This window comes from Sphingomonas sp. BK345 (genome assembly GCF_014193845.1).
Lineage (GTDB): Bacteria > Pseudomonadota > Alphaproteobacteria > Sphingomonadales > Sphingomonadaceae > Sphingomonas.
On record NZ_JACHZX010000005.1, the window covers coordinates 185,876 to 210,869 of the forward strand.

Here is a 24,994-nt window from a genome sequence, read left to right on the forward strand (position 1 = left end):
GGGTGAGTCTGGTCAGCTCGGCGTTCGTCTGCGCGGCGGTGGCCGCGGCGGGCTACTTCGATCGTAACGCGGTGCACGTCTACCCGGCGGCGCCGCCGGTGCGCGACGTCGCGGTGGTCAACCTCTCGGGCGACATGGGGCTGCGCTTCCTGCTCGGCGCCTCCACCTCGCGCGGGCTGACCGAGCATCATATCGGCGTGGTCGGCATCTCGTCGCCGGTCTACTTCCGCCGACGCCGCACCCGCGCCGAGGTGGACGCCTTCATCGCCGACGCGGTGCGCACGGCATTGGCGCGCACGGGCGCGCGGCGGCTGGTGGTGATGGGCCAGTCCTATGGCGCGGACATCGTCCAGATCGGGATGGCGCACCTGCCGGCCGAGCTGCGCGCGCGTGTGGCGGGGATCATCCTCGTGCTACCCGGCGACGCCGTCTTCTACCGCGCCGACCCGACTGGCTGGGCCTATCACGGCACGCCCGACAGCGTCGCGGTGACGACCGCGCGCACGCTGACCTGGACGCCGCTGACCTGCATCTACGGCGCCGAGGAGGACGACAGCCTGTGCCCGCTGCTCGACCTGCCAAATCTGCGCAAGGTGGCAATGCCGGGCGGGCACAACATCAATCACGACGCCCAGGGGCTGCTGCGCCACGTGTTGGCGGCGGTGGGGCGGGCGGACCGGCCTTGACGGTGGCGCACGCGCGAGGCTGCGCAATCCTCCCCGGTACGGGGAGGGGGACCGCCCGGCGCAGCCGCGTGGTGGAGGGGGGGGCAAACGGACCGGCTCGCTCGCGGAAAGCCCCCTCCGTCAGCGCAGACGCGCTGCCACCTCCCCGCCAGCGGGGAGGATTTGCGAGGGCTACACCTCCCAGCCGCCGCCCAGCGCGAGGAACAGCTGGACCTGGTCCGCCGCGAGCCGGCTGTCCGCCGCGGCGAGCGTCTGCTCGGTGCCGATCAGCGTGCGCTGCGCGTCGAGCACCGGCAGGAAGCCGGTCCGCCCCGCGGTGAACAGCCGCTCCGAGTCGCTCGCCGCCCGCGCCGCCTGCCCGCGCGCCTGCGCCAGCGCGGCGCGGCGGTCGAGATCGCGCGCGTAGACGGTCAGCGCGGTCTCGGTCTCGCGCAACGCGCCGAGCACGACGCCGTCGAAGCTGGCCACCGCGGCGTCGGTCTCGGCCTGCGCGCCAGCGATCCGCGCGCGCACGCGGCGGCGGTTGGGGAACTCCCAGCTGATCAGCGGACCGAGCGAGAACTTATACGTGTCGCTCGTGAAGGCGTTGCGCAGCAGCCCGACCGAACCGGCGGAGGCGCCGAGTGTCACGCGCGGGTAGAGCGCCGCTTCCGCCACGCCGATCCGCGCGGTCGCGGCGTGGAGCAGCAGCTCGGCGCGGCGCACGTCAGGGCGGCGGCGCAGCAGCGCGGCGCCGTCGCCGATCGGGATCGCGCGGTCGAGCCGGGGCTCGAGCGCGCAGGCGGCGACGTCGCGGTCGAACTCGGCGGGAGGCCGGCCGGTGAGCGTCGCCAGCCGGAACAGCGCCACCTGCCGAGCCGCGAGCAGCGTCGGCAGCGTCGCGCGGACCTGCTCCTCCTGCGCGCGCGACCGCGTCGCGTCGAGCGAGATGCCGCGCCCGGCGCGCACCAGCCGCTGCGTCAGCGCGGTGGTGCGCTGCTGTAGTGCCAGCGCGCGCTGCGCCACGCCGATCTCGCGCCCGGCGGCGCAGGCGTCGACATAGGCGCGAGTCGTGTCCGCCACGACCGTGACCCTCACCGCGTCATAGGCGGCCCGCATCGCCGCGACATCGGCGGTCGAGGCCTCGACCGCGCGGCGCACCTGCCCGGCGAGGTCGAGCTGGTAGGAGACGCCGACCCGACCCGAATAGACCGGGGCGGAGGGGAGCGCCGCGCCGGGCAACAGCTCCTCCTCCGCCGAGCGCTGCGCGTAGCCCGGGGCGACCTCGACCTGCGCCTGCGGCGTGCGGTCGGTCTCGGCGAGGTCGAGGGCGGCGCGCGCGCGCGCGATATTGGCGTCGGCGACGCGCAGGTCGGTGTTGTGCGCGATCGCCGCGGTGACGAGCCGGTCGAGCAGCGGGTCCTGGTACAGCCGCCACCAATGGTCGGGCAGCGGCGCCGGCGCGTAGGCGGCAGCGGCGCCCGAGACGAACGCGCCGGTCGCGCTCGGCCGCTCGATCACGGCGCTGGCGGGGCGGTGATAGTTCGGGCCGGCGGCGGCGCAGCCGGCGAGCAGTCCGGCGAGCAGCGCGGGGGCGAGGCGCCGCGGGCTCACGCGCGATGCTCCCGCGCGGACGGGGCAGGAGCGGGAGGCACCACCTCGACCGTAGCCGTGCGCCCGACCACGAGCGACGTGCCGGCGGGCGCTCGGTCGAGCGTGACCCGCACCGGAATGCGCTGCGCCAGCCGCACCCAGCTGAAGGTCGGGTTGACGTTGGCCAGCAGATTGGCGCCGGCGCTGCGGTCGCGGTCCTCGATTCCGCCGGCGATGCTCTGGACGTGGCCGGCGAGCGCGCCGTCGTCGCCCATCAGCCGCACCCGCACCGCGTCGCCGACGTGGATGCGCGGCAGCTTGGTCTCCTCGAAATAGCCGATCACGTGGAGCGAGGCGCGGTCGATGATCGCGAAGGCGGGGTGGCCCGCGCTGGCATAGTCGCCGGGGCGGAGGTCGAGGTTGGTCACCGTGCCCGCGACGCCCGCGCGCACCAAGGTCCGCGCGAGGTTGAGCTCGGCGGTGTCGAGTGCAACGCGCGCCTGCCCCAGCGTCGCCTCGAGCTGTGCGACCTTGGCGAGGCTCTGCTCGCGCACCTCGCCCGCGACCAGATCGCCGAGCTCGCGGTCGCGCCGCGCCTCGCGCCGCGCCTGGGCGAGTTGGACCTGCTGCGCCGCAATCGCCGCGCGCGCCTGCGCCACCGCGAGCCGGTAGCGCGGCCGGTCGACCTCGAACAGCGGCGTCCCCGCCGCGACCGGCTGGTTGTCGCGCACGAACACCTGGGTGACGAGACCCGAGACATCGGGGGCGACCTGGACCACGTCGGCGCGCACGCGGCCGTCGCGCGTCCACGGCTCCTCCTCATAATGGATCCACAGCCGCTGCGCCGCGAGACAGGCGACGGCGACCACGACCAGCGTCACGGCGACGCGGAGAATGACGATCTTTCTCATGATTCCTAGCCGAAGAGAGCGGCGGGCGCGGTGCCGCCGAGGAGGGCGGCGCAGCCGGCCCACAGGATGACGGTGAGCGCAACGTCGAATAGCCCGCGATGCCAGACGAAGCGGTAGAGGCCGAGCCGCGCCAGCGCCCAGCCGATCGTTTCCGCCGCGACGAAGGCCAGCACCGCGGCGAGCAGCAGCGGGTGGACGTACACGCCCGCCAGGTCGATCTCGCCAGTCATGCCGCCGCCCTCGCGTGGTCGAGCCCGCGGGCGGCGGGGAAGAAGTTGCGGCGCAGCCCGGTCAGCGCGGCGAGCCGGTCGCGCGGAGCGGGCGCCTCCGCCAGCGCCGTTGAGATCGCCGCGTCAAGCCGCGCGAGCAGCGCCGCGTCAGGTGCGGCCACCTCGCCGCGGGCGCGGGCGCGGTAATGCGCCGCGACGTCGGCGCGCAGCGCCGCGAGGGTGTCATCGGCGGTGTCGTTGGCGGGAGCGAGCTGCGCCAGGTTCACGCCGACGCGGAGTTCGCGCAGTGCGGCCATGCCGGCGTCGCGGTCGCCCTGCTCGAGGTCGCCGACCCGCGCGCCGAGCAGCCCGACGCGGTCGAGCATGCGGCTCCGCCACGCCGGCAGCGGGGCGCGGCCCGGGCGCGCGGCCAGCTCGACGAGCTCGCGCCAGCCGGCGCGGCGCAGCCGGCGCAGCGCAGCGCCCGCGCCGAGGCTCCGGCACAGCCGTGTCGCCACCATCGCCGCGGCGACGCCGGCGAGCTGCGCGACGCTGCCGTTGAAGAAGCCGGCCGCGTCGGCGGTGAAGCTGTTGGTCAGCGCCAGCCCGCCCGCGAGCCCGATCAGCAAGGGCATCATCCGCCCGTACCAGCGCGGCAGTGCCATCAGCACGCCGGGCACCAGCAGCGCGGGCGCGAGCAGCAGCGCGAGCGTCTCGAAGCTGTGTACCAGCGGCAGCAGCGCGAACAGGTAGAGCGCGACCAAGGGCAGCGACGCGACCGTCCAGATCAGGAAGCCGCGCTGCGCCGGCACCGGATCGTCCATCGTGGCGAAGAAGCAGCATACCACCGCCGCGATCATCGCCGCGACCGCTCCCTCAGGCCAGGCGGTCATGATCCAGAAGCCGCAGCAGGCGAGGATCGCGGCCAAGGTTGCGACGGCGGAGAGCAGCGCGAGCGGCAGGTCGCGGTGGAGCGGCCGCTGTCGCCGCTCGCTCAGCAGCGCGAGCACCCGCTCCGGCGGCGCGGCGTCGGGAGCGATCGCCTGCGCCGCGACGAGTCGCGCGGTGTCGAGCGCCTCCACCAGCTCGCGCAGCCGGTCGAGCAGATTGGCGATCAGCAGCTCGCGCCAGTCCGTGGGTGTCAGCGCCGCGGCGAGCGCGTCGGCGCGCGCCACCAGGCTAGCCGGCTCGTGCGCGTCCGCGTCGCTCGCCCAGCCGCGGATATCGTCGACCAGCGCGGCCACCTCGGCCGGCACCTCACCCTCGACGGCGATCGCGCGGAGACGGTCCTCGACCGCGGAGACGAGCGGCAGCAGCAGCACGAACCGGTCCTGCAGCGCGCTCAGCAGCGCGCGGGTGGGGCGCGCGGCGGCGGTGTCGAACGGGACATGCGTCGCCATGACGTGCAGCTCGGTGACGTCCGCGGCGAGACGACGGCGCTCCTGATCGGCGCGCTCCGTCGGGGCCGGGGCGAGTGCGTCGCCGATCCAGCGCTCGGCCTCGCCCAGTAAAGTCCGTACGCGCGCGCCGAGCAGCGCGGTGACGCTGCGCGGCCAGATCGCGGCGTGGACGAGCGCGGCGCAGGTCACGCCGATGCCGATCTCCTGCGCGCGCAGCACCGCGACGTCGAAGATCGCCTCGGGATGGCCGACGGTCGGGAAGCCGACCAGCGCCGCGGTATAGCCAGCGAGCATGAAGAGGTAGGAGCGCGGCGTGCGATCGAGCAGCGAGACGAACTGGCACGCCGCCACCCAGCCGGCGAGCGCGAGCGAGAGCAGCAGCGGGGCGCCCACCAGCAGCGGCACCATCACCACCGCCGCGCTCGCGCCGACGAGGGTGCCGATCAGGCGGAACACTGCCTTGGAGCGGACCGCGCCGCTCAGCGGCTGGCTGGTGATATAGACGGTCGCCATCGCCCAGAACGGGCGCTCGAGCCCCAGCGCGAACGAGACGTACAGCGCCAGCATCGCCGCCGCGAAACAATTGGCCGAGAACACGACCTCGCGCAGACCCACGCGCATCGGATCAGGTCGCGTCCGCCGCGGCCAGCGCGTGGGCGAGCCGCTCGAGCACCTTGCTGGCCACGGCGATCTCGGCGGGATCGATCCCGGCGAACAGCGCCGTGCGGATCTCGGCCGAGCGCGCCTCCGCCGCCGCGGCCAGCGCGCGGCCCGCGTCGGAGAGATGGAGCGTCTTGGCGCGCTTGTCGGCGGGATCGGCGCGACGCTCGGCGAGCCCCGCACGCTCGATCTGGTCGAGCATCGGGACGACCGTGGGCGGCTCGACCCCGAGCTGCTCGGCCAGTGCACCCTGGCGTACTCCATCCTCCATCCGCCCCAGGAGCATCACCGCCAGCGCGGAGGAGTGCGACAGCGAGAGAGCGGCCAGTTCACGGTCGAGATGGCGGCGGTAGGCGCGCGCCAGCGGGACGAGCAACGTGGTGAGCTGACGCTCGGGCGGAGACGACCTAACGGGCATACCTGTTAGTTAGCTATCTATCTATCTCATCGCAAGAGGTCGCGTCGGCGTTGCGGTAAACCTCTCCTCGAGCTCTCCCCGCGCCTCCAGCTCTTGCCGGTGACGCGGGGCGCGCCTCTGCCGGACAGTTGAGGTCAGGCCGCGGCCAAACGCATGGCGGTCTCACGATAGTCGTGCAGCGGGCGGCCGAGCAGCTGGGTCAGCCGCTCGCGATCGCCCTCGTGCGGGATCATGCCGTCGCTGACGTAGCGCTCCGCCATCAGCCGCATCTCATAGGCGGTCCAGCGCGGCATGAAGGACGCCATGTTCTGCTCGAAGCCGCTCGGATCGTCGCCGCCGTATACGACGGGGCGGCCGAGCACGTCGGACCAGATCGCCGCGACATCGGCGCCCGTCAGCGTCTGCGGGCCGACCAGGTTGATGGTCACGGGCGGCAGCTTCGCGGGCGCGCGCTCGCGGCGGATCAGCTCGATCGCGGCGACCTCGGCGATGTCACGCGCGTCGACCATCGCCACGCCCTTGCCGCCGATCGGCATGGGGTAGACGCCGTGCTGCAGGATGACGTCCTTCACCATCGCCTCGTTGTCGATGAAGTAGGTCGGGCGCAGGATCGTCGCGCCCGCGTCCGTCGCTGCCAGCATCCGCTCGGCGCCCGACTTGACCGCGAAGTGCGGGACGTTGACCGCCTCGTCGGCGCCGAACACAGAGAGATAAACGATGCGGTCGATCCCGGCCTCGCGCGCGAGGTTGAGCGTGATGATCGCCTGGGTGAATTCATCCCCTGTGACGGCGTTGAGCAGGAACAGGGTGCTGATGCCGCCGAGCGCGGCGCGCAGAGAGTCGATGTCGAGCAGGTCGCCTCTCACCACCTCGACCGCGGCGGGGAAGCTCGCCTTGGCGGGATCGCGTGTGAGAACGCGGACGTCGGAGTCGCGGGCGAGCAGCTGATCGACGACGTGCTGGCCGACGCGGCCGGTGGCACCGATGACGAGGATGGTCATGAGGGGTCTCCTTCGTAAGTCGTGTTGACGAAGGCGAAGATGTCCGTTCCGTGAGGGGGCGAATAGGCACGCAATTTAGATATGGTGTTCCGCAAGCGAGACGATCCCCGTTTTGGCGGTGCTACGCCTGACCCACCTCGTCTGCATCGTCCGCGTGCTCCGGCGAACGCCGCAGCCCAGAGTCGCCGACGCCGACCGTCACGGGGCTGGCTTCGGCGCGCGCGGGCGCGCTTCGACTTGGATGGGTCAGGTTCTAGGCAGGGCCGCTGCGCTCATACATCACGCCACTGCGCTAGACGGGTCGATCGCGACGAGCGCTCACCACTGCCGGCGGAAGCCGCGGATCGCCACCACGGAGTCGCGCCGGGCACGCTGCGTCGTGGCGCTGGGGGCGGTCGCTTCCGTCTGAGGAGCGGGATCGACTATCATGCTCGCCATGGGTTCGGGCTGAGGCGCGGCCGGCGCCGAGATCGCGATCGCCGCCGGCTCCACCGCGCCGATCATACGGTCCGTCAGTACCACGGCAGGTCGGCGGGTTACCTCCACGTCGGCAGGCCGATCGAGGGGGCGTGGGAGCCGGACGGCCACGGCGGGCAGCGGCGTCGGTCGCGTGATCGAGCGAGGACGGGCGGCGGGTGTCGCCGGGACGGCGGTCGATGCGACGGGCACAGACGCCATGCTGACCGGCGCGCTTCCGACGCTCGTGGCATCCGCGCGCTGGCTCGGCACCGTCGCTCGGACGCGCGAAGGATCGGGAGCGTCGTCGCGGGCGAGAGTCAGGAAGGCGAGGCCGGCGATCGCGCCCACCGCGGCGAGACCGAGCGTCGCCGAGGCCCGGCGCGATCGCGCGAGCGAGCGGGCGACGCCGCGCGGCGACGACGCGGTACGGCCGTTTGCGTCGTCGGTCGCGGCGGTGGGCTCCCCCAGCACCGACAGCAGCGCGGCGTCGAGCAGTTCGTCGTCGAAGGCGGCGGGCGGGCGGGTCACCATGCAGCCACCGTCTGCCGATGCTCGGCTGCCTCTCCGCGTTCCACCGCCACCGGCGCGGCCGCACCCGTCGCCTGCAGGAACCAGCGTTCGCCGCGTTCCAGACCCATGGCGGTGAGGCGACCGGTGCGATACGCGCCGGTGTCGAGCCCGACGCGGTTGCCACGCACCTCCGGGCCGTGCTCCACGATGGTGTGCCCGTGCACGACGGTAGCGCCGTGATCCTCGTCAGAATCGAGGAACTCCTCGCCGATCCACAGCAGGTCGCGCGGCACTTGACGTTCCAGCGCGACGCCGGGCCGGACGCCCGCGTGGACGAACAGATGATCCTCGTGGCGCAGCGTCAAAGGCAGCCGCGCCAGCCAGTCGATCACGTCGCGGCCGACCAGTTGCGCCGCCGCGCGGAGCTCGCGGATCCCTGGCATGTCGTCGGTGAGCGCGGGCGAGGCACCCCAGCTCAGCAGCGTCTCGCGACCGCCGAAGTCCAGCCACGCGCGATAGGCCCAGAGGTCACCGCGGAGCGCGTGCACCATCATCTCCTCGTGATTGCCTCTCAGAACGGTGAACCGCGAATTGAGCTGGCTCAGCCGCATGCAGCCGCGCACCAGCCGCGCGCTGTCGGGACCGCGATCGACGATGTCGCCGAGCAGGACGATCCGAGTCACGGTCGGCGCACGTGCGGCATGGTCGCGCTCGATCGTACGCATCAGCGCGCGGAATAGATCGAAGCGACCGTGCACGTCGCCGATCGCGTAGATCCGTCCCGGCTCGTTCGCGTGATCGCCGCCCGTCACTCGCTCGCTACCCCTGTGCTGGCGCGCTCACTCGCGCGCTCGTGACAATCCCACCGACACGGCCAGACCCGCCGAGAAGCTGGCCGCACCGCGCGATAGCCCTGCGGTGGTGAACCCCGTCAGCCGCAGCGGTGTTCCCGCGAGCCGTGTCGAAGCGCCGGCGAACAGCTCGTGCGCGTCCTCGACCAGGCGAGTCGCCGCGCGCGCATAATGGTAGGAGGTCAGCAGATAGGCGTCGCGCCCGAGCGCGAACGAGGCGCCCGCCGAAGCCGCCGGGCCGTCGCGCAGTTCGTACTGCGCGGTGTCGCCGAGGAAGCGATAGGTCACCGAGACGAACGGCGTCACCGCGCCGATCGGCAGCGACGCGTCGGCGCCGACGGCATAGTCGTTCTCCCCGCTGGACAGGCCGCTGCGCTGCGATGCGGTGTTGATCTTGGCGCGCCCCGACAGCTCGATCTCCACCGGACTGCCCGCCGGCGCGATCGTGTAGGCGGCGCCGAGCGTGAGATCGCCGATGCCCTCGGCCGTGCGCTTCACCGCGGATGTATTGGGCGCGACGAGCACCGGCGTGGCGTCGATCCCGGTGAAGACGGTAGAACGGCTGCGGATCCGCATCCACGGCAGCGAGGCCGAGAGCGTTAGGTCGTTCAGGCGAAACCGCGCGCCGAGCGCTGAGCTCCAGATCGTCGTCGTCGAGCCGGTACCGAAATCGCCCTCGCCGTAGATGCCGCCCAGCGACACGTCGACGGTGGCGTCGTCGCGGTCGAGCCGCTCCATCGCCTGCGGCACGGTGGCAGCGGAGACGGTCGCGTTCGCGCTCGACGGCGAGATCGCGCTGGTGGCGTCGTAGCGCACGGCCCGCTCGGGCGGTTCGAGGACCTGCGCCGCCGCGGGCAGGGCGAGTGTGGAGAAAGCGAGCGCGGCGAGGGCCGCTCTGTCATGGATCATCGGGCTCTCCCTGAGGCCGGCGTCACGGTGCCCGTCACCGCGCAGGAAGTGGCGGCACCGAATGGTTAATCAGCGCCTTACGCGATTAGGCCGGGAGGGAAACAGCGTTGATCGCGTGTCAAAAAGTGAACGGCCGGGCGAGTGAGACGAGCACGGATCCGAACGTGACGCCGTGCGTGGCGCTCGCTCTGTAGCAGGCTGCAAGCTGCGCGGCGCCGGCGCGGTCGCTCGCTCGTCAAGACGCATGTCTCGACGGCGGTCGCTCGCTCGATGTTTATGGTTCGTTTTGAGACAGTGACCTGCGCGTCGCTGCGGCAGCGATGCGCCTGCGGGATGGAGCGCTGGTTACCGCAGGATACCAACGCTGGTTAAGGTGGGTCTTTAGAGAAGGTAGATAGTTGCCGCGCATGAGGAAGTTATGGCGCGTTTGATCCACCGGCTGCGGCAGCTGCGACACAAGGACGAGCGGATCACCGCGGCGGTGCGGGCCACGTTGGTCGAGTCGCTCTATGCCTCGCCGCAGTCGCTGGTGATCGGCGCGCTGACCAGCAGCGTGATCGCCACTGTGGTGGCCGCGGTCAGCCGCGACCGCTGGCTCGCCGGCTGCGCCGTGATGATCGGCGTGGTGGGCGTGATTCGCATCGTCGACGCGGTGCGGCTGCACCGCCAGGGGGCGGAGGCCACGGTGGGGGCAGGGGCGTCGGCGCGGCGGCAGGAGCGCGGCTACCGGCTCGGCGCGCTGAGCTACGCCGGGCTGCTCGGGCTTTTCGGACTGCTGACGCTCACACGCACGGAGGACGGCGTGCTCCAGCTGCTCGCGGTGACCACCGCGATCGGCTACGCCGCCGGGATCGCCGGGCGCAATGCGGGGAGGCCGTCGATCGCGCTGAGCCAGCTGTGCGGTGCCTCCCTGCCGCTGGTCGTGGGACTGCTGATCGCGTTCGACCCGCTCAAGGCGGTGCTCGCGTCGGTCATCCTGCTGTTCGTCGTGGCGATGATGGAGATCACGCTGCAGACCTATGAAGCGATCCTGCGCGCGGTCGTCGTCTCGCACGAGAAAGCCGCCTTGGCCGAGCACAACGCCAATATGGCGCGGCGCGACGACCTCACCGGGCTGGCCAATCGCACCGCTTTCCGCGAGCAGTTCGAGGCGCGGCTCGCCGCCGTGGCGGCGGACAGCGGGTCGCTCGCCCTGTTGTGGCTCGACCTCGACCGCTTCAAGGAAGTGAACGACACCTTCGGGCATCTCGCCGGCAACGCGCTGCTAGTCGCGGTGGCGGAGCGGCTGCGGCGCACCTTCACCGACTGCGGCACGGTCGCGCGGCTGGGCGGCGACGAGTTCGCGATCGTCTGCGCGCTCGACAACCCCGAGCAGGCGGTCGCGATCGGGCGGCGGCTGCTCGAGGTGGTGGGAGAACCGGCGCAATGCGATGGCCACCGGCTGCGCTCCAGCGTCTCGGTCGGGGTCGCGGTGGCGCCGCGCGACGGCACGGACGCCGACACGTTGCTCAAGAACGCCGACCTCGCGCTGTATCGTGCCAAGGAGAGCGGACGCGGCCAGATGTCGCTCTACGAACCCGCGATGGACGAGAAGATCGAGCGCCGCCGCCAGCTCGCCGCCGAACTGCACGGCGCGCTGCAACGCGGCGAGTTCCACCTGGTCTACCAGCCCATCTACGACCTGGCTGGCGAGCGGATCACTTCGTGCGAGGCGCTGCTGCGCTGGACCAACCGACGCCACGGCGCGGTGTCGCCGGCCGAGTTCATCCCCATCGCGGAGGACAACGGGCAGATCGTCGCGATCGGCAACTGGGTGCTCCACCAGGCCTGCCGCACCGCGCGCGACTGGCCGGCGCATATCTCGATCGCGGTCAATCTATCGCCGGTGCAGCTGCGCGCGAGCAACCTGCCCGCGGTGGTGATCAGCGCGCTCGACTCGACGGGACTGGCGCCGCAGCGGCTGCACCTGGAGGTGACCGAATCTGTGCTTCTTGAGGACGTCGACGCCTCGCTCGCCGCGCTCAAGGCGCTGAATCGGCTCGCGGTGAACACCACGCTCGACGATTTCGGGACGGGCTATTCCGCGCTGAGCTATCTCACGCGCTTCCCGTTCCAGACGCTCAAGATCGATCGGTCCTTCGTCACCGACCTCGATCACAGCCCGGCGTCGATCGCGATCGTGCAGACCGTGGTCGATCTCGCCGCCAAGCTCGGGATGCGGACCGTGGCCGAGGGGGTGGAAACGGCGGCGCAGCTCGACCAGCTGCGCCGCACGCGCTGCGACGCGGTACAGGGCTATCTGCTCGCGCGGCCGATGCCGGCAGACATGGTCGCCGCCATGTTCGCCGGCACGCGGCTGCGCGCGGGGAACGGCTAGGCCGCGGCGCGCTCGAGCAGTCGGGTCTGCGCGCCGGTCAGCCGACGCATCAGCTTGAGATCCGACTCGCTCAGCCGCAGCGCGGCGTCGGCCCACAGGTCCACCACCGCCTCCAGCTCGGCGAGCGGCAGCGGGTTCACCGCGCGCGACGCCTCGTAGATGGCGCAATGCGCGCTGTGGCGGCGGCGATTCTGGCGGATATAGTCTTCCACCATGTCGCGGCCCGCGCCCGGCTCGGCGAGCGCGTGAACCAGGCCCATCTCGTACAGCTCCTCCGCACGATAGGTCCGCCCGCTTAGGATCATCTGTTCGGCGCGCGCCGCGCCGAGCCGACGCGACAGGAAGCAATGCGCGCCCATGCCAGGGAACAGCCCGAACAACGTCTCGGGCAGGCCGAAGCTCGCGCCGCGTTCGGCGATGACGACGTTGAATGACAGCAGCGCCTCGAAGCCGCCGCCCAACGCGTCGCCCTCGACCAGCCCGATCGTGACGATGTGTCGGTCGAGCCCGGTCATGTTGCGGTGGAGGATCTGCACGCAGGCGCGCCCGTACCGTACCAGCGACTCGCGATCGCCCGCGCGGATATGCTGCGCGAACAAATCGAGATCCCCGCCCAGCGAGAAGACGCCGGGGAAGCGCGAGCCGAGCACGAGGTAGCGGATCGGCATGGCGCCGCTGGCGCAGGCGAGCTCGATATCGTCCTGCCAGGTGACGAAGTCGCGCAGCAGGTCCGGGTTGAAGCTGGGCCGCGTGCGCGGGTGCATATAGGTCCACAAGGTGCCCAGCGCGGGATCGAAGCTCACGTCGAGTTGGTCGAGCTGGAACAGCGGCCGCGCGCCCGAGGCAAGCGAGTCGGCGTGCTGGAGGCGGTGGTGCGGCCCGGGGACAACCGGAGGATATTCGACAGTCATGATGTTTTCCTCTTCTCGTGCAGCGCTTTGCTGCGTGAGAAGAATATCCCGGAGCGCTCGCGGATGCTGGCGTTGTTACGTGTCCCGCGATGGTCCGTCAGTCGTATTCCTGCAACGCGACCACTTCGAAGTCGAACGATCGCCATCCGCGCTGCTTCGCCGCCTCCTCCGCCGGCAGGCGTTTGGCGAGCGCCGCGCGATGCGATGATTCGTGACCCCAGAACACCTCGGTTCGGCCGTTGTGCAGCTGTGCGACGATGCGCCAGTAATGCGTCAACGGCGCCGCGGTCGGCCCGATCGTCTTGACGTAACCGTCCGCCAGCGTCGCGGTCAGGTACCGTTTCCTCTTCGCCATGGCGGGATGCTGCCCCTCACTCCGAATCGCGACTTCTAGATTTCGGTCTCCTGCGCACGCCGGAGCCCAGAGTCACTAACGTCGACGGTCGTCCAGCCGGGCTCCGACGCACGAGGAACGCGGCCGGGTCGCGGACGAGCCGCTCTGGACAGCACCGGCGCGGGCGCCTATCGGGCGCGCCTTCGCGGCCTCTTCCGGGTTTCCGGCCGCGGACACGTCTCCGAGCCCGCGAGAAGGAACCTCCTCATGGCGTGGCTCATCCTCGGCGTTGCCGTGGTCACAGAGATCATCTGGGCGTTGAGCCTGAAATGGGCGGCGATGCGCCCTGGGGTGCTCGTCTCGACGATCCCCATCGCGCTGAGCTTCGTCAACATGGGGCTGCTCGCGCTGGCGATGCGCGGCCTGCCCGCGGGCACCGCTTATGCGGTGTGGACGGGGTTGGGCGCGGTCGGCGTGACGCTGCTCGGCGTAGTGCTGTTCGGCGAGACGCTCACCCTGGCGCAGGTCGGCTTCATCGTGCTGATCATCATTGGCGTCGTCGGCACCAAGTTCTTCGCGACGGCCTGAGTATCGCTCTTCGCGCTGCGGCGGGATCCAGGCAGGTCGCGGCGCCAACTGCTGCCGTTGAACGTCGCCGCGCGATCACGCCCGCGGGACGGCCGTACGCAACGGAGGCTTCCCCCGCGAGTTCCTAACCCATATTAGGGATTTTGCGGCCTCGACTCGATCGCCGCTGGGGGACATCGAGACTTTGCCCGACTTCAAGGAAGAGGCGCGGATCATCCGTGAGCTGGTGCGCGCGGGGAACGGGCCCGACCCGTTCTCCTCGGCCGTGCGCACCACGCGCATGCCGATGCTCATCACCAACCCGCGCCAGCCGGACAACCCGATCGTCTTCGCCAACGCCTCGTTCGCGCGGCTGACCGGTTATGACCGCGCCGAGATCATCGGCAAGAACTGTCGCTTCCTTCAGGGCCCGGCGACCGACCGCGGCGAGGTGGCCCGGCTGCGCGCCGCGATCGACCTGCGCAAGCCGATCGAGCTCGAGCTGCTCAACTATTGTAAGGATGGCACCACCTTCTGGAACCGCCTCCTGGTCTCGCCGGTGTTCAGCGACGACGGCGTGCTGACCTTCTACTTCGCCTCGCAATATGATGTCACCGAGGAGCGCGAGCGGCTTGCCCGGCTGAAGCGCGACCGCGACGAGCTGGAGGCGGAGGTGGCGCGCCGCACCGCCGAGCTACAGGCGAGCGAGCAGCGGCTGCGGCTGGCGCTGGAGGCGGGGCGGCTCGGCACGTGGAGCCTCAACCTTGAGACGCGCCACCTGATCGCCTCGGACAGCTGCAAGGCGATCTGCGGCCGCCGCCCTCACGACTCGCTCAGCCTGGAGGAGTTGCAGGCGACGATCCACCCGGACGACCGCGCGATGCAGGCCGGCGCGATCGAGCGCGCGATCACCGAGGGCACGATGCTCGACGCGGAATACCGCCTCATCCTGCCCTCGGGGGAGGAGCGCTGGGTGCAGGTGCGCGGCCAGGCCAACCACCGCGCCGACGGCACACCGATCGCGCTGGTCGGCACCACGCAGGACATCACCGAGCGTCGGCGCGACCAGGGCCATCGCGCGTTGCTGGCGCGCGAGCTCAGTCACCGTGTGAAGAACACGCTCACCTCGCTCCAGGCGGTAGTGGCGCAGACGATCCGCCGCGCCAGCTCGCTCGAGGACGCGGGCGAGACGATCGCGGCGCGTATCCAGGCGATGGCCGCCGCCAACGAGTTGCTCGTCAGCGAGGCTTTCGCCAGTGCCTCGGTGCGCGACCTGCTCGAGCGTACGCTGGCGCCGTTCGGGATCGAGGATGGCCAGCGCTTCGTGCTGAACGGCCCCGCGCTGAACCTGCCGCCGCACCTTGTCGTGGCCTTCGCGCTGGCGCTGCACGAGCTCGCCACCAACGCGACCAAATATGGCGCGCTCTCCAACGCCGCGGGCGTGGTGGAGGTGACGTGGGAGCTGATCGATCGCGCCACTCCGGCGCTGCTGCGGCTCAGCTGGATCGAGCGCGCGGGCCCCCCGGTGGTCGCGCCCGAGCGCAGCGGCTTCGGCACGCAGCTGATCCGCCGCGTGCTCGCGAGCGAGGCGGGGGGCAGCGCCGATATCGATTATCGACCCGAGGGCGTGGTGTTCACCGCGGTGCTGCCGCTATCGCTCGACTAGGACGGGCAGCGACGAAAGGAGCCCTTCTGCCCCGCCCTTCTGAGGACTCCTCCGCGAAGCGGCGTGCCGTCGCGGACACCTGGGTAATGGGCGATGACACAGGCGCGAGCATGCGAGACGGCGGGGTAAGTGGTGCGTGCGACGGTGCGTGTGCCGCGTCGCGCGGGATCGGGTCAGCCGCGTGTCGATACCGCCTCGACCGGCAGCCACTCTTCCAGGCGGCGCTTGGTGACGAGCAGCGACCGCGCCCGCTTGTCTGTTCGCGCTGAGAAGCCCTGAGCTTGTCGAGGCGGCGCCTCAACAGACACCCTCACCGCGTGGCAAGAATGCTTTGAGGCGAAGCTTCGACGACCTCAGCGTTGCCTAAGTGCTAGCGGTATCGGGAGCGGCAGAGCGTCTTTGCGGGTGACTTCCATCGCCGGAGAAGCGTCGGCTCATGGCAGCGCCGGCTGAAGAGGCCCACCCGCGCCATTCCGACCCAAGACGAACCGAAATTTACTGCGCGCGCGCTGGTAGGCGGCCGGTCAACCATCCTAGGGCTTGGCGCGGATGAGTATACCGAATCACCGCGCCGGCGCCGAGTGGCGCGCGGGATGGCCGCTCGTGCTGGGCGGGCTGGTCGGCATGGGTGCGGGACCTGGGCTGTTCCAGAACATCTCCAGCCTGTTCATCCCCGGACTGATCGCCGAGTTCGGCTGGACGCGCGGCGAGATCGCCACCGCCGCGGGGGTGGGGCTGCTCGGCTGTGTCGCCATCCCGTTCTTCGGCCGCGCCACCGATCGCGCCGGGCCGGTTCCGGTCATCGCCTTCTCGCTGCTGCTGCTCGGCGCCACCTACCTTTCCTTCACGCGGCTGGCGGGCGAGCTGTGGCATTATCAGGTGATGGTGCTGTGTCTCGCGCTCGGCGTGCCCGGTACCAGCGCGGTCGCGTACGGGCGGCTGATCGCGACCCGCTTCGTCGCGCATCGGGGGCTGGCGCTCGGCGTCGCCACCTCCGGCCTGTCGGTGACCACCCTGCTGATGCCGCCGCTCGTCGGGGCGGCGATCACGCGAGAGGGCTGGCGCGGCGGCTTCGTCGTTCTCGCTTTCTATGTCGTGGCGGTGGCGCTGCCACTGACCCTGCTCGCGCTGCGCCGCGTCGGACCGGTCGCGCCGCTGGACACGGCAGGCGGCCCCAGCGCGCGCGCGGCGCGGCGGGAGGGGCGCTTCTGGCGGCTGGGGCTGACCGCCTTCTGCGTCAATTTCGCGACGGTCGGGCTGGTGACCCAGCTCGTGCCGCTCGGGCTCGAGCGCGGGCTGGGCGAGATCGAGGCGGCGCTGCTCGTCACCGCCTTCGGCAGCGCGCAGCTGGTCGCGCGCGTCGCGATCGGCGCGCTGGTCGACCGGCTCGCGCCGCACCGCGTCGCCGCCGCGGTGGCGCTGCTGTCGGCGGCCGGGTTCGCGCTGCTCGAGCTGAGCGCGCCCGGTCTCGCCGCCTTATGGCTGATCGTCTTCCTCGCCGGGCTGATGAACGGCGCGGAGAACGACCTGCTGCCCTTTTTCGCGGCGCGGCTGTTCGGGGTCGGTGCGTACGGTGAGACGTATGGCTCGTTGCTGGTGATCGCCCTGCTCGGCACCGCGGCCGGCGTGGTCGGCTTCGGGCGACTGCGCGACGCGACCGGCGCCTATGATCTCGCGCTCGCGCTCGGCGTCGGGGCGATGGTGGCGGCGGCGCTGCTGTTTCTCTCGCTGCGCCCGCGCGCAGACGGCTGAGCGATGCTCGATCGGCGCCGCCACCCGCCCGGGCTCGCCTTCACGAGCTGGCGCGCGCGCGACGGTTGGGCCTTGCGCGCCTATGACTGGCCGGCGCCGGCGTCGCGCGGGCGGCTGCTGTTCCTCGGCGGACGCGGCGATTTCGCCGAGAAATATCTGGAGGCGATGGCGCATTGGCGCGGGCGCGGGTGGAGCGTCACCGGCTTCGACTGGCGCGGCCAGGGCGGTTCGGGGCGGGTCGGGCGTGACTCGCTAGTCAACCATCTCGACAGCCTCGATCCGCTGCTCGACGATCTGGCCGAGTTCGTCGCGGCGCGGCCGGCGCAGGTTGCGGTGGCGCATTCGATGGGCGCGCACCTGCTGCTCCGCCTGCTCGCCGAGAAGCGCGCGCGCTTCGACGCCGCTGTGCTGTCGTCGCCGATGCTGGGACTGCGCGCCGGCCCGCTCGGCACGCCGGCGATCGCGGCGCTCGCCGCCGCGGCGGCGCGCACCGGCCGCGGCGAGCGGCGCGTGTGGGAGGGCGACGCGGGCAACGTCGGCGGGCGGATGACCTCCTGCCCCGAACGCCAGGCCGACAAGGTCTGGTGGAAGACGAACCATCCCCAGATCGCCTCGGGCGCACCGAGCTGGGGCTGGACTCGCGCCGCCTGTGCCTCGATCGCGAAGCTTCGCCCCGCCGCGCTCGCCGCGGTGGACACGCGCGCGCTGCTGCTGGTGTCGCGGCGCGACCCGATCGTGTCGCCGCGCGCGGTGGCACGCGCCGCGCGCATCCTGCCGCTCGGCCAGCTCGAGCTGCTGCCCGGCCGCGGCCACGAGCTGCTGCGCGAGGCCGACCCGATCCGCGAGCGCGTGCTGGCGCGGATTGACCAGTTCCTCGGCTGAGAAGGGCGCCATTTCGCTTCCGTTAGGGGGGCGCCGTGCCTATATGCCCGCTATGGCAGAACAGCAGAATTCCAGCGAGTACGGCGCCTCATCGATCAAAGTGCTGAAGGGTCTGGACGCGGTGCGCAAGCGTCCCGGCATGTACATCGGTGACACCGACGACGGCTCGGGCCTCCACCACATGGTGTTCGAGGTGAGCGACAACGCGATCGACGAGGCGCTCGCCGGCCATTGCGACCGCATCGACATCACACTCAACGCCGACGGCTCGGTCTCGGTCACCGACAACGGTCGCGGCATCCCGACCGGCATCCACCCCGAGGAGGGCGTCTCCGCCGCCGAGGTCATCATGACCCAGCTTCACGCCGGCGGTAAGTTCGAGAACACCAGCGACGACAACGCCTACAAGGTGTCGGGCGGGCTCCACGGCGTCGGCGTGTCGGTGGTCAACGCGCTCAGCGAGTGGCTCGACCTGACGATCTGGCGCGACGGCGAGGAGCATTACATGCGCTTCGCCCACGGCGACGCAGTCGCGCCGCTCAAGGTGGTCGGCACGGCCGAGGGGATGAAGGGAACGCGCGTCACCTTCCTTCCCTCGCCCGACACGTTCAAGATCACCGAGTTCGACTTCGACAAGCTCGAGCATCGCTATCGCGAGCTCGCCTTCCTCAACTCGGGCGTGCGGCTGTTCCTCACCGACGCGCGGCACGAGGAGCCCAGGCAGGTCGAGCTGTTCTACGAAGGTGGCATCGCCGCGTTCGTGAAGTGGCTCGATCGCAACAAGCAGCCTTTGTTCCCCGACCCGATCTCGGTGGCGGGCATGCGCGACCAGATCGGCATCGAGGTCGCGCTGGAGTGGAACGACTCTTATTACGAGAACGTCCTGGCGTTCACCAACAACATCCCGCAGCGCGACGGCGGCACGCATATCGCCGCCTTCCGCGCCGCGCTGACCCGCACGCTCAACAGCTACGCCGAAAAGTCGGGGCTGCTGAAGAAGGAGAAGGTCAGCCTCACCGGCGACGACATGCGCGAGGGGCTCACCGCGATCGTCTCGGTGAAGCTGCCAGACCCCAAGTTCAGCTCGCAGACCAAGGACAAGCTGGTCTCGTCCGAGGTGCGCCAGCCGCTCGAGAGCCTGATGGCCGACAAGATGGCCGAGTGGCTCGAGGAGAACCCGCAGCACGCCCGCTCGATCGTCGGCAAGATCATCGACGCCGCCGCGGCGCGCGAGGCCGCCAAGCGCGCGCGCGAGCTGACCCGGCGCAAGGGCGTGATGGACATCGCCTCGCTCCCCGGCAAGCTGGCCGACTGCCAGGAGCGCGATCCCGCCAAGTCCGAGCTGTTCCTCGTCGAGGGTGATTCCGCCGGCGGCTCGGCCAAGCAGGGACGCGACCGCCACTTCCAGGCCATTCTCCCGCTGCGCGGCAAGATCCTCAACGTGGAGCGGGCGCGCTTCGACCGGATGCTGGGCTCGAAGGAGATCGGCACGCTGATCCAGGCGATGGGCACCGGCATCGGGCGCGACGACTTCAACCTCGCCAAGCTGCGCTATCATAAGATCGTCATCATGACGGACGCGGACGTCGACGGCGCGCACATCCGAACCTTGCTGCTGACCTTCTTCTACCGCCAGATGCCCGAGATCATTGAGCAAGGGCATCTCTACATCGCGCAGCCGCCGCTCTACAAAGCGACGCGTGGACGGTCGGAGGTCTACCTCAAGGACGATGCCGCGCTGGACGAGTATCTCGTCGACGCGGGGCTCGGCGCGATGGCGCTCGACCGCGGCGCGGAGGCGCTGACCGGCGCGCACCTGCGTCCGCTGGTGGAGCATGCGCGCCGGATGCGCACGCTGATGCGCTACGTGCCGCGTCGCTACGATCCCGTGATCATCGAGACGCTCGCGCTCGGCGGCGCGCTCGCCCCCGAGCTGACGCGCGAGGCGCGCGCCGACGCCGTGGCCGAGGTGACCCGCCGGCTCGACCAGGGCGACAGCGAGGCCACCTGGAGCGCGCGGCTGACCGACGAGGGCGGCATCCACTTCGAGCGGCTGTGGCGCGGCGTGACCGACCACCATATCGTCGAGCCGGCGTTCCTCGCCTCGGCCGAGGCGCGCAAGCTCCACACGCTCGCCGCCGAGCAGGCCGAGAACTTCGCGCACGCCTCCAAGCTGGTGCCGGTCAAGGGCGCGGCGGTCGAGACCCCGGCGGACGCAGTCGCGACCGACGAGGAGGGCGAGGAGACGGTGACGGTCGGGCGCGGCGAATCGCTCGTGGCGCGTCCGTCGCAGCTGCTCGACGCGATCCTGGCGGCGGGGCGGAAGGGGTTGGCGATCCAGCGCTACAAGGGGCTCGGCGAGATGAACGCGGAGCAATTGTGGGAGACCACGCTCGATCCGTCGAACCGCTCGATGCTCAAGGTCGCGATCGATCAGGCCGACGTGGCGGACGAGATCTTCACCCGGCTGATGGGCGACGTGGTCGAGCCGCGCCGCGAGTTCATCCAGGAGAATGCGCTGAGCGTCGCCAACCTCGACGTCTGAGGGACGCGGCGCCGAGCCGCGGTGCGTCAGCAGGACGCAGAGTGCGGGGTCGTGCTCCGGCGCAAGCCGGCGCACGAGGCCGCGTCGCTCATGCTCGCCACCTTGGCTCCTGCCGTGCAGTAGTCCGCTGTGGTCTGATCCACCCCGTGGAACCGTGCTCCGGCGAACGCCGGAGCCCAGAGCCGCTGCCATGACTCTCGTCGTTCTGGGTCCTGCGTGCGCGGGAGCACTCCTCTGGTTCACACCAGGTCGATCATACGCTATTGCTTCAAACGACAGAGATTATCCGGCTCCCGCGGCGGGCAAAGCGCAGCCGCCGTTTCTGCGCTGCTGATCCCGTGACAAGTAAAAATGACCCCGGCGCCAGTGCATAACTACCAGGAAACAATCTAGGTTAACGTGGTTCTTCCTCCAACAGGGGAGGTGCACCATGAGACCATTGATTTCCGCCGGGCTGTGCTTGGCGCTTCTCGGCGCGACATCGGCGTGCGTCGATCCGTCGGCGCGCATCGCCTCGTCGCTCCAAGGTTACGGGTTCGCGCCCGACCAGTCGACCTGTGTCGGCGAGCACCTCGAGAAGAACCTGTCGCTCGGCCAGCTGCAGCAGCTCGGCCGCGCCGCGCGCGCCGCGCGCGAGGGCGACACCACGCCCGGCCGCCTCACTGTGGGCGACTTCGTCCGCGTCGCGGGTCAGGTGAAGGACCCCAAGGTGCCGCTCGAGGTCGCCCGTGCCGCCGCTGGCTGCGGCATCGTCGCCGCGCCACCCGCGCTCTGACGCGGTCCTACTCTATGGTAGGGGATCCACACCCATGAATGACGTCACTTACGCGGGCGGCCAGGTGGTCTCGAACGGCCGGGAGCTCGGCTCTCGTCTGCTCTACTACGCCGAGGAATGGGGTCCGCGCCTCCTCGCGGCGCTCGTCATCCTGCTGATCGGCTGGCTCGCCGCGCGCGCAGTAAAATGGGCGGTGGCCAAGCTGGTAAACCGCACCCCGCTCGCGCGGCACGCCAATGCCGCCAGCCTCGGCGAGCGCCACCCCGACAGCATCGGCGTCCAGGTCGGTGACGCGGCCTACTGGGTCGTGCTGCTGATCGCGCTGTTCCTCGCGGCCCAGCCGCTGGGGCTGACCGGCGCGACCGGGCCGCTGGGCGACATGCTGCGCGGCTTCGGCCAGGCGGTGCCGCATATCATCGGCGCCAGCCTGATCTTCTTCCTCGGCTACGTGCTCGCCAAAGTGGCCCGCAAGGCGGTCGAGGCGGTGGTCACCGCCAGCCACGTCGAGCGCTTCTCCACCAGCCTCGGCGACAGCGCCCCGGCCGACCCGTCGATGCTGCCGCGCACGCTCGGCGCAATCGTGTTCGCGCTGATCATCATCCCGGTCGCGATCGCCGCGCTGGACACGCTCAACATCGCCGCGATCTCTCAGCCCGCCACCGCGATGCTGCGGCTGATCCTGGACGCGATCCCGCACGTCATCGCGGCCGCGCTGATCCTCGCGGTGGCCTATGCTATCGGCAAGTTCGCGTCACGGCTGCTGACCCAATTCCTCGGCACCACCGGCTTCGACCGAGCGATCGGCGCCACCGGCCTGTAGTCGCAGACGACCGCGAGCGAGCTGGGCGCGGCGCGCGCCGATCTCCGTCCGTCCGCGCTGATTGGCAAAGGCGCCTTCGTCGCAGTGATGATCTTCGGCCTGATGGAGGCGTTCCGCCAGCTCGACTTCGCTTACGGCTCGCGCATCATGGCCGAGGTGCTGGCGTTGTTCGGCCAAGTGGTGTTCGGCGCGATCATCATCTTCGCCGCGGTGATCATCGCGCGCCTCGTCGCTCGCGTGATCGGGAGCCAGGGCCAGAGCGGCGCACGCGCCGCGGCGCCGCTGGTGCGGGTCGCGATCATCGTGCTCGGTACCGCGATCGGGCTGCGCTTCATGGGTCTCGCCGACGACATCATCAACATGGCGTTCGGGCTGCTGCTCGGGGCGGTCGCGGTGGCGGCGGCGCTCGCCTTCGGCCTCGGCGGTCGCGAGGCAGCGGGGCGGATCGTCGCGCGGCTGCTCGAGCGTGGCGCCACCGAGCGCGACCTGATGACGGCACCGACGACGCAGCGCAGCCCAGCACGGCGCACCACCTCGTTCAACCCGCTGTCCAATGAAGGAGACCAATGATGAACACCGATACGCTCGCCGGCGCCGCGACCGACCTCGGCGGCAAGATCAAGGAAAGCCTGGGCAGCGCCACCGGCGACAAAACCCTGCGCGCCGAGGGCAAGGCCGATCAGCTCGGTGGTCAGGCACGGCAGAGCTACGGCGAGGCCAAGAATGCGGTGGAGGACACGATCCGCCCCGCGATCGACTATGCGCGCCAGTTCATCCACGAGCGGCCGTTCACCGCCGCGGCGCTGGGCGGCGTGCTCGGGATCGCGCTGATCAACACGCTGCGCGGCAAGTGACAGCGCAGGGCGAGGCACCGGTCGGCGCCTCGCCCTACTCCTTTCCCGATTGCCCGCCTTTCTCCCTCTCGTCCGCGGAGAACGCCGTAACCGTCACGCTCGCACCGAGGCCTCGCCCGATCGCCGCCGCGCGGCGGCTCGCGGCCGAGGCCTTCGGCACCTTCTGGCTCGTCGTCGGCCGCTGCGGTGCGGCGGTGCTCGCGGCGGGGGCCGACGTGCCCGGCTCGATCGGGCTCGTCGGCGTCTCACTGGCGTTCGGGCTCACCGTCTTCACCATGGCCTTCGCGGTCGGCCTTATCTCCAGCGGCCACTTCAATCCCGCGGTCAGTGTCGGCCTCGCGGTGGCGGGCCGCTTCTCGCCGCGCGACCTGCCCGGCTACGTCGCGGCACAGCTCGCCGGCGCGACCCTCGGCGGCGCGGCGGTCGCCACGATCGCCTCGGGCCGTACCCGGCTTCGATCTCGTCGGGACCGGGCTCGCCGCCAAAGGCTTTGGCGCGCACTCGTCCGGGCGGCTATGATCTCGCCAGCGCCTTCCTCGTCGAGGCGCTGCTCACGGCCGGTTTCCTCGTCGTCATCCTCGGCGCGACCGATGCGCGCTCGCCGGCGCCTTTCGCCCCGCTCGCGATCGGACTGGCACTGACGCTCATCCGCCTGATCTCGATCCCGGTGACCAATACCTCGGTCAACCCGGCGCGGAGTACCGGCCCCGCGCTGCTGGTCGGCCGCTGGCTCTTCGCCTACGAGGCGCGCGACCAGTCGCCCGGTCCGATCAGCGACATGCCGCTCGAACGCCTCGTCGATACCGATCGCTCGGCCACCCCGCGCTGAACCGCGCGGACGGCGGGTCGCTGCCGGCGGCATGGCGTAACGGATTGACGAGACCCGCCATTTCGTCTCCTACGGGCATTGGGGGCCGGGGAGAGGACAGAATGACGCAAGCGATCCAACGACGTTCGCTGCTCGCGGGCGCTGCCATCGGCGGCATGACGCTGGCGAGCGGCGCGGCACATGCGCAGCGCACCGCCACCGCCACCGCGACCGCGACCGCGCCCGAGGTCTACGAGCTGCGCACCTATCACCTGGTGCGCGGGCCCATGCGCGAGCGGCTCGACACCTATCTGCGCGACGCCTTCATCCCCGCCGCGCGCCGCGCGGGCTGCGGGCCGATCGGTGTGTTCACGGTGGCGATCGGCTATGGCACGCCGGGGCTCCAGGTGCTGGTGCCGCACCCGACGATCGCCGACTTCGCCGCGCTGCCCGAGCGGCTCGCCGCGGACGGCCGCTACACCGCCGCGGCGGCGCCCTTCCTCGGTACCACCCCGAACGCGCCGCCCTTCGTGGCGCTCGACGTCAAGCTGATGCGCGCCTTCCCGCACTTTCCGCGGGTCGAGCTGCCCGCCGCGACCGCTGGCAACAAGGCGCGGATCTTCGAGCTGCGCACCTATTACAGCCACAGCGAGCGCGCGGGCACCACCAAGATCGGCATGTTCGACACCGGCGGCGAGATCGACATCTTCCGCCGCACCGGTCTCACCCCGGTCTTCTTCGCGCAGGACCTCACCGGCGCGCATCTGCCGAGCCTGACCTACCTGCTCACCTTCCCCGATCTGGCGACGCGCGAGCGCAACTGGGCGACGTTCGGGTCGGACCCGGCCTGGCGCAAGCTGATCACCACGCCGGGGCTGACCGATCCCGAGATCACCTCGGCCGCCGACAACCAGATCCTCAGCCCGACCGCTTACTCGCAGATCTGAGACGGCGGCATGCCGTCGGCTTTGACGATCGCGCGCTTGATGAGGCCCGGGTCAGAAGTGTCGCGTTCGCGACGTTGTGGAGCCGTATTCGGCGAAACAATTCTCTTCCTGCGGAGGATCGTTGCGAGATCGCGTCCACGGTGATCCACCGTTCAGCCGGCGGTGTGGCG

At 70.9% G+C, this 24,994-nt stretch carries 21 protein-coding genes and 2 pseudogenes; 12 read left to right on the forward strand and 11 right to left on the reverse strand.

Going from position 1 to position 24,994, the window contains the following annotated elements; all coding sequences use genetic code 11:
* Window positions 1–2 precede the first annotated feature (2 nt).
* Window positions 3–686, forward strand: a complete 684-nt coding sequence (locus tag FHY03_RS16120; RefSeq protein WP_311721982.1) for an AcvB/VirJ family lysyl-phosphatidylglycerol hydrolase — start codon at window positions 3–5, stop codon at window positions 684–686.
* Window positions 687–857: 171 nt separating this feature from the next.
* On the opposite strand, the gene FHY03_RS16125 is transcribed toward FHY03_RS16120, so the two are convergent.
* From FHY03_RS16125 to FHY03_RS16165, 9 genes are all read right to left on the reverse strand, one after another.
* Window positions 858–2,279 carry an efflux transporter outer membrane subunit gene (locus FHY03_RS16125; protein ID WP_183931673.1) on the reverse strand — a complete coding sequence of 474 codons (1,422 nt, stop codon included), beginning with the start codon at window positions 2,277–2,279 and terminating at the stop codon, window positions 858–860.
* Window positions 2,276–3,169: an HlyD family secretion protein gene (locus FHY03_RS16130; RefSeq protein WP_183931674.1), complete on the reverse strand. Its 894-nt coding sequence runs from the start codon at window positions 3,167–3,169 to the stop codon at window positions 2,276–2,278. The genes FHY03_RS16125 and FHY03_RS16130 overlap by 4 nt, the downstream gene beginning before the upstream one ends.
* A 5-nt stretch (window positions 3,170–3,174) precedes the next feature.
* Entirely contained in the window at window positions 3,175–3,399 is a 225-nt protein-coding gene (locus FHY03_RS16135; RefSeq protein WP_183931675.1) for a DUF1656 domain-containing protein, read from the reverse strand.
* Window positions 3,396–5,399 (reverse strand): FUSC family protein, encoded by a 2,004-nt coding sequence (locus FHY03_RS16140; protein ID WP_183931676.1) that lies wholly within the window; start codon window positions 5,397–5,399, stop codon window positions 3,396–3,398. The genes FHY03_RS16135 and FHY03_RS16140 overlap by 4 nt, the downstream gene beginning before the upstream one ends.
* 4 nt (window positions 5,400–5,403) lie before the next feature.
* On the reverse strand, window positions 5,404–5,856 hold the full coding sequence (locus FHY03_RS16145) for a MarR family winged helix-turn-helix transcriptional regulator (RefSeq protein ID WP_183923368.1): 453 nt from the start codon (window positions 5,854–5,856) through the stop codon (window positions 5,404–5,406).
* 134 nt (window positions 5,857–5,990) lie between these two features.
* Window positions 5,991–6,857, reverse strand: coding sequence for an SDR family oxidoreductase (locus FHY03_RS16150; protein ID WP_183931677.1), 867 nt, complete (start codon window positions 6,855–6,857; stop codon window positions 5,991–5,993).
* Window positions 6,858–7,175: 318 nt separating this feature from the next.
* Window positions 7,176–7,844 carry a hypothetical protein gene (locus tag FHY03_RS16155; RefSeq protein WP_183931678.1) on the reverse strand — a complete coding sequence of 223 codons (669 nt, stop codon included), beginning with the start codon at window positions 7,842–7,844 and terminating at the stop codon, window positions 7,176–7,178.
* Window positions 7,841–8,638, reverse strand: coding sequence for a metallophosphoesterase family protein (locus tag FHY03_RS16160; RefSeq protein WP_183931679.1), 798 nt, complete (start codon window positions 8,636–8,638; stop codon window positions 7,841–7,843). The genes FHY03_RS16155 and FHY03_RS16160 overlap by 4 nt, the downstream gene beginning before the upstream one ends.
* Before the next feature lie 27 nt (window positions 8,639–8,665).
* Complete coding sequence (locus FHY03_RS16165; protein ID WP_183923360.1) at window positions 8,666–9,586, reverse strand: hypothetical protein; 921 nt, start codon at window positions 9,584–9,586, stop codon at window positions 8,666–8,668.
* A 418-nt stretch (window positions 9,587–10,004) separates the two neighbouring features.
* Between FHY03_RS16165 and FHY03_RS16170 the strand changes: the two genes are divergently transcribed.
* Entirely contained in the window at window positions 10,005–11,963 is a 1,959-nt protein-coding gene (locus FHY03_RS16170) for a bifunctional diguanylate cyclase/phosphodiesterase (protein WP_183931680.1), read from the forward strand.
* Here the strand turns inward: FHY03_RS16170 and FHY03_RS16175 are convergent.
* On the reverse strand, window positions 11,960–12,874 hold the full coding sequence (locus FHY03_RS16175) for a crotonase/enoyl-CoA hydratase family protein (RefSeq protein WP_183931681.1): 915 nt from the start codon (window positions 12,872–12,874) through the stop codon (window positions 11,960–11,962). The genes FHY03_RS16170 and FHY03_RS16175 overlap by 4 nt on opposite strands.
* Window positions 12,875–12,971: 97 nt before the next feature.
* Window positions 12,972–13,229 (reverse strand): hypothetical protein, encoded by a 258-nt coding sequence (locus FHY03_RS16180; RefSeq protein WP_183923355.1) that lies wholly within the window; start codon window positions 13,227–13,229, stop codon window positions 12,972–12,974.
* Window positions 13,230–13,475: 246 nt separating this feature from the next.
* Here FHY03_RS16180 and FHY03_RS16185 point away from each other — a divergent pair, with 246 nt between their 5' ends.
* From FHY03_RS16185 to FHY03_RS16235, 10 genes and pseudogenes are all read left to right on the forward strand, one after another.
* Complete coding sequence (locus FHY03_RS16185; protein WP_183931682.1) at window positions 13,476–13,796, forward strand: multidrug efflux SMR transporter; 321 nt, start codon at window positions 13,476–13,478, stop codon at window positions 13,794–13,796.
* Window positions 13,797–13,980: 184 nt separating this feature from the next.
* Window positions 13,981–15,441, forward strand: a complete 1,461-nt coding sequence (locus FHY03_RS16190) for a PAS domain-containing protein (RefSeq protein WP_260159328.1) — start codon at window positions 13,981–13,983, stop codon at window positions 15,439–15,441.
* A 549-nt stretch (window positions 15,442–15,990) separates the two neighbouring features.
* Window positions 15,991–17,193, forward strand: coding sequence for an MFS transporter (locus FHY03_RS16195; RefSeq protein ID WP_183931683.1), 1,203 nt, complete (start codon window positions 15,991–15,993; stop codon window positions 17,191–17,193).
* A 3-nt stretch (window positions 17,194–17,196) separates the two neighbouring features.
* Window positions 17,197–18,075 (forward strand): alpha/beta hydrolase, encoded by an 879-nt coding sequence (locus tag FHY03_RS16200; RefSeq protein WP_183931684.1) that lies wholly within the window; start codon window positions 17,197–17,199, stop codon window positions 18,073–18,075.
* A 52-nt stretch (window positions 18,076–18,127) separates the two neighbouring features.
* Window positions 18,128–20,620, forward strand: coding sequence for a DNA topoisomerase (ATP-hydrolyzing) subunit B (gene gyrB / locus FHY03_RS16205; RefSeq protein ID WP_183923351.1), 2,493 nt, complete (start codon window positions 18,128–18,130; stop codon window positions 20,618–20,620).
* 430 nt (window positions 20,621–21,050) lie between these two features.
* Complete coding sequence (locus FHY03_RS16210) at window positions 21,051–21,395, forward strand: hypothetical protein (protein WP_183923350.1); 345 nt, start codon at window positions 21,051–21,053, stop codon at window positions 21,393–21,395.
* Window positions 21,396–21,429: 34 nt separating this feature from the next.
* Window positions 21,430–22,785, forward strand: a pseudogene (locus FHY03_RS21145) (mechanosensitive ion channel).
* Window positions 22,785–23,069 (forward strand): CsbD family protein, encoded by a 285-nt coding sequence (locus tag FHY03_RS16225; RefSeq protein WP_183923347.1) that lies wholly within the window; start codon window positions 22,785–22,787, stop codon window positions 23,067–23,069. Before FHY03_RS21145 ends, FHY03_RS16225 begins: the two are co-directional and overlap by 1 nt.
* 119 nt (window positions 23,070–23,188) lie before the next feature.
* Window positions 23,189–23,898 (forward strand): annotated as a pseudogene (aqpZ, locus tag FHY03_RS16230) (aquaporin Z).
* 101 nt (window positions 23,899–23,999) lie between these two features.
* On the forward strand, window positions 24,000–24,824 hold the full coding sequence (locus FHY03_RS16235; RefSeq protein ID WP_183931686.1) for an NIPSNAP family protein: 825 nt from the start codon (window positions 24,000–24,002) through the stop codon (window positions 24,822–24,824).
* The last annotated feature ends 170 nt before the right edge of the window (window positions 24,825–24,994 follow it).

Coding starts and splice junctions, on each gene's coding strand:
- FHY03_RS16185 (WP_183931682.1), top strand. CDS start 13,476: ATGGCGTGGCTCATCCTCGGCGTTGCCGTGGTCACAGAGATCATCTGG.
- FHY03_RS16210 (WP_183923350.1), top strand. CDS start 21,051: ATGAGACCATTGATTTCCGCCGGGCTGTGCTTGGCGCTTCTCGGCGCG.
- FHY03_RS16150 (WP_183931677.1), bottom strand. CDS start 6,857: ATGACCATCCTCGTCATCGGTGCCACCGGCCGCGTCGGCCAGCACGTC.
- FHY03_RS16165 (WP_183923360.1), bottom strand. CDS start 9,586: ATGATCCATGACAGAGCGGCCCTCGCCGCGCTCGCTTTCTCCACACTC.
- FHY03_RS16195 (WP_183931683.1), top strand. CDS start 15,991: ATGAGTATACCGAATCACCGCGCCGGCGCCGAGTGGCGCGCGGGATGG.
- gyrB (WP_183923351.1), top strand. CDS start 18,128: ATGGCAGAACAGCAGAATTCCAGCGAGTACGGCGCCTCATCGATCAAA.
- FHY03_RS16145 (WP_183923368.1), bottom strand. CDS start 5,856: ATGCCCGTTAGGTCGTCTCCGCCCGAGCGTCAGCTCACCACGTTGCTC.
- FHY03_RS16130 (WP_183931674.1), bottom strand. CDS start 3,169: ATGAGAAAGATCGTCATTCTCCGCGTCGCCGTGACGCTGGTCGTGGTC.
- FHY03_RS16135 (WP_183931675.1), bottom strand. CDS start 3,399: ATGACTGGCGAGATCGACCTGGCGGGCGTGTACGTCCACCCGCTGCTG.
- FHY03_RS16175 (WP_183931681.1), bottom strand. CDS start 12,874: ATGACTGTCGAATATCCTCCGGTTGTCCCCGGGCCGCACCACCGCCTC.
- FHY03_RS16170 (WP_183931680.1), top strand. CDS start 10,005: ATGGCGCGTTTGATCCACCGGCTGCGGCAGCTGCGACACAAGGACGAG.
- FHY03_RS16235 (WP_183931686.1), top strand. CDS start 24,000: ATGACGCAAGCGATCCAACGACGTTCGCTGCTCGCGGGCGCTGCCATC.
- FHY03_RS16180 (WP_183923355.1), bottom strand. CDS start 13,229: ATGGCGAAGAGGAAACGGTACCTGACCGCGACGCTGGCGGACGGTTAC.
- FHY03_RS16225 (WP_183923347.1), top strand. CDS start 22,785: ATGAACACCGATACGCTCGCCGGCGCCGCGACCGACCTCGGCGGCAAG.
- FHY03_RS16140 (WP_183931676.1), bottom strand. CDS start 5,399: ATGCGCGTGGGTCTGCGCGAGGTCGTGTTCTCGGCCAATTGTTTCGCG.
- FHY03_RS16200 (WP_183931684.1), top strand. CDS start 17,197: ATGCTCGATCGGCGCCGCCACCCGCCCGGGCTCGCCTTCACGAGCTGG.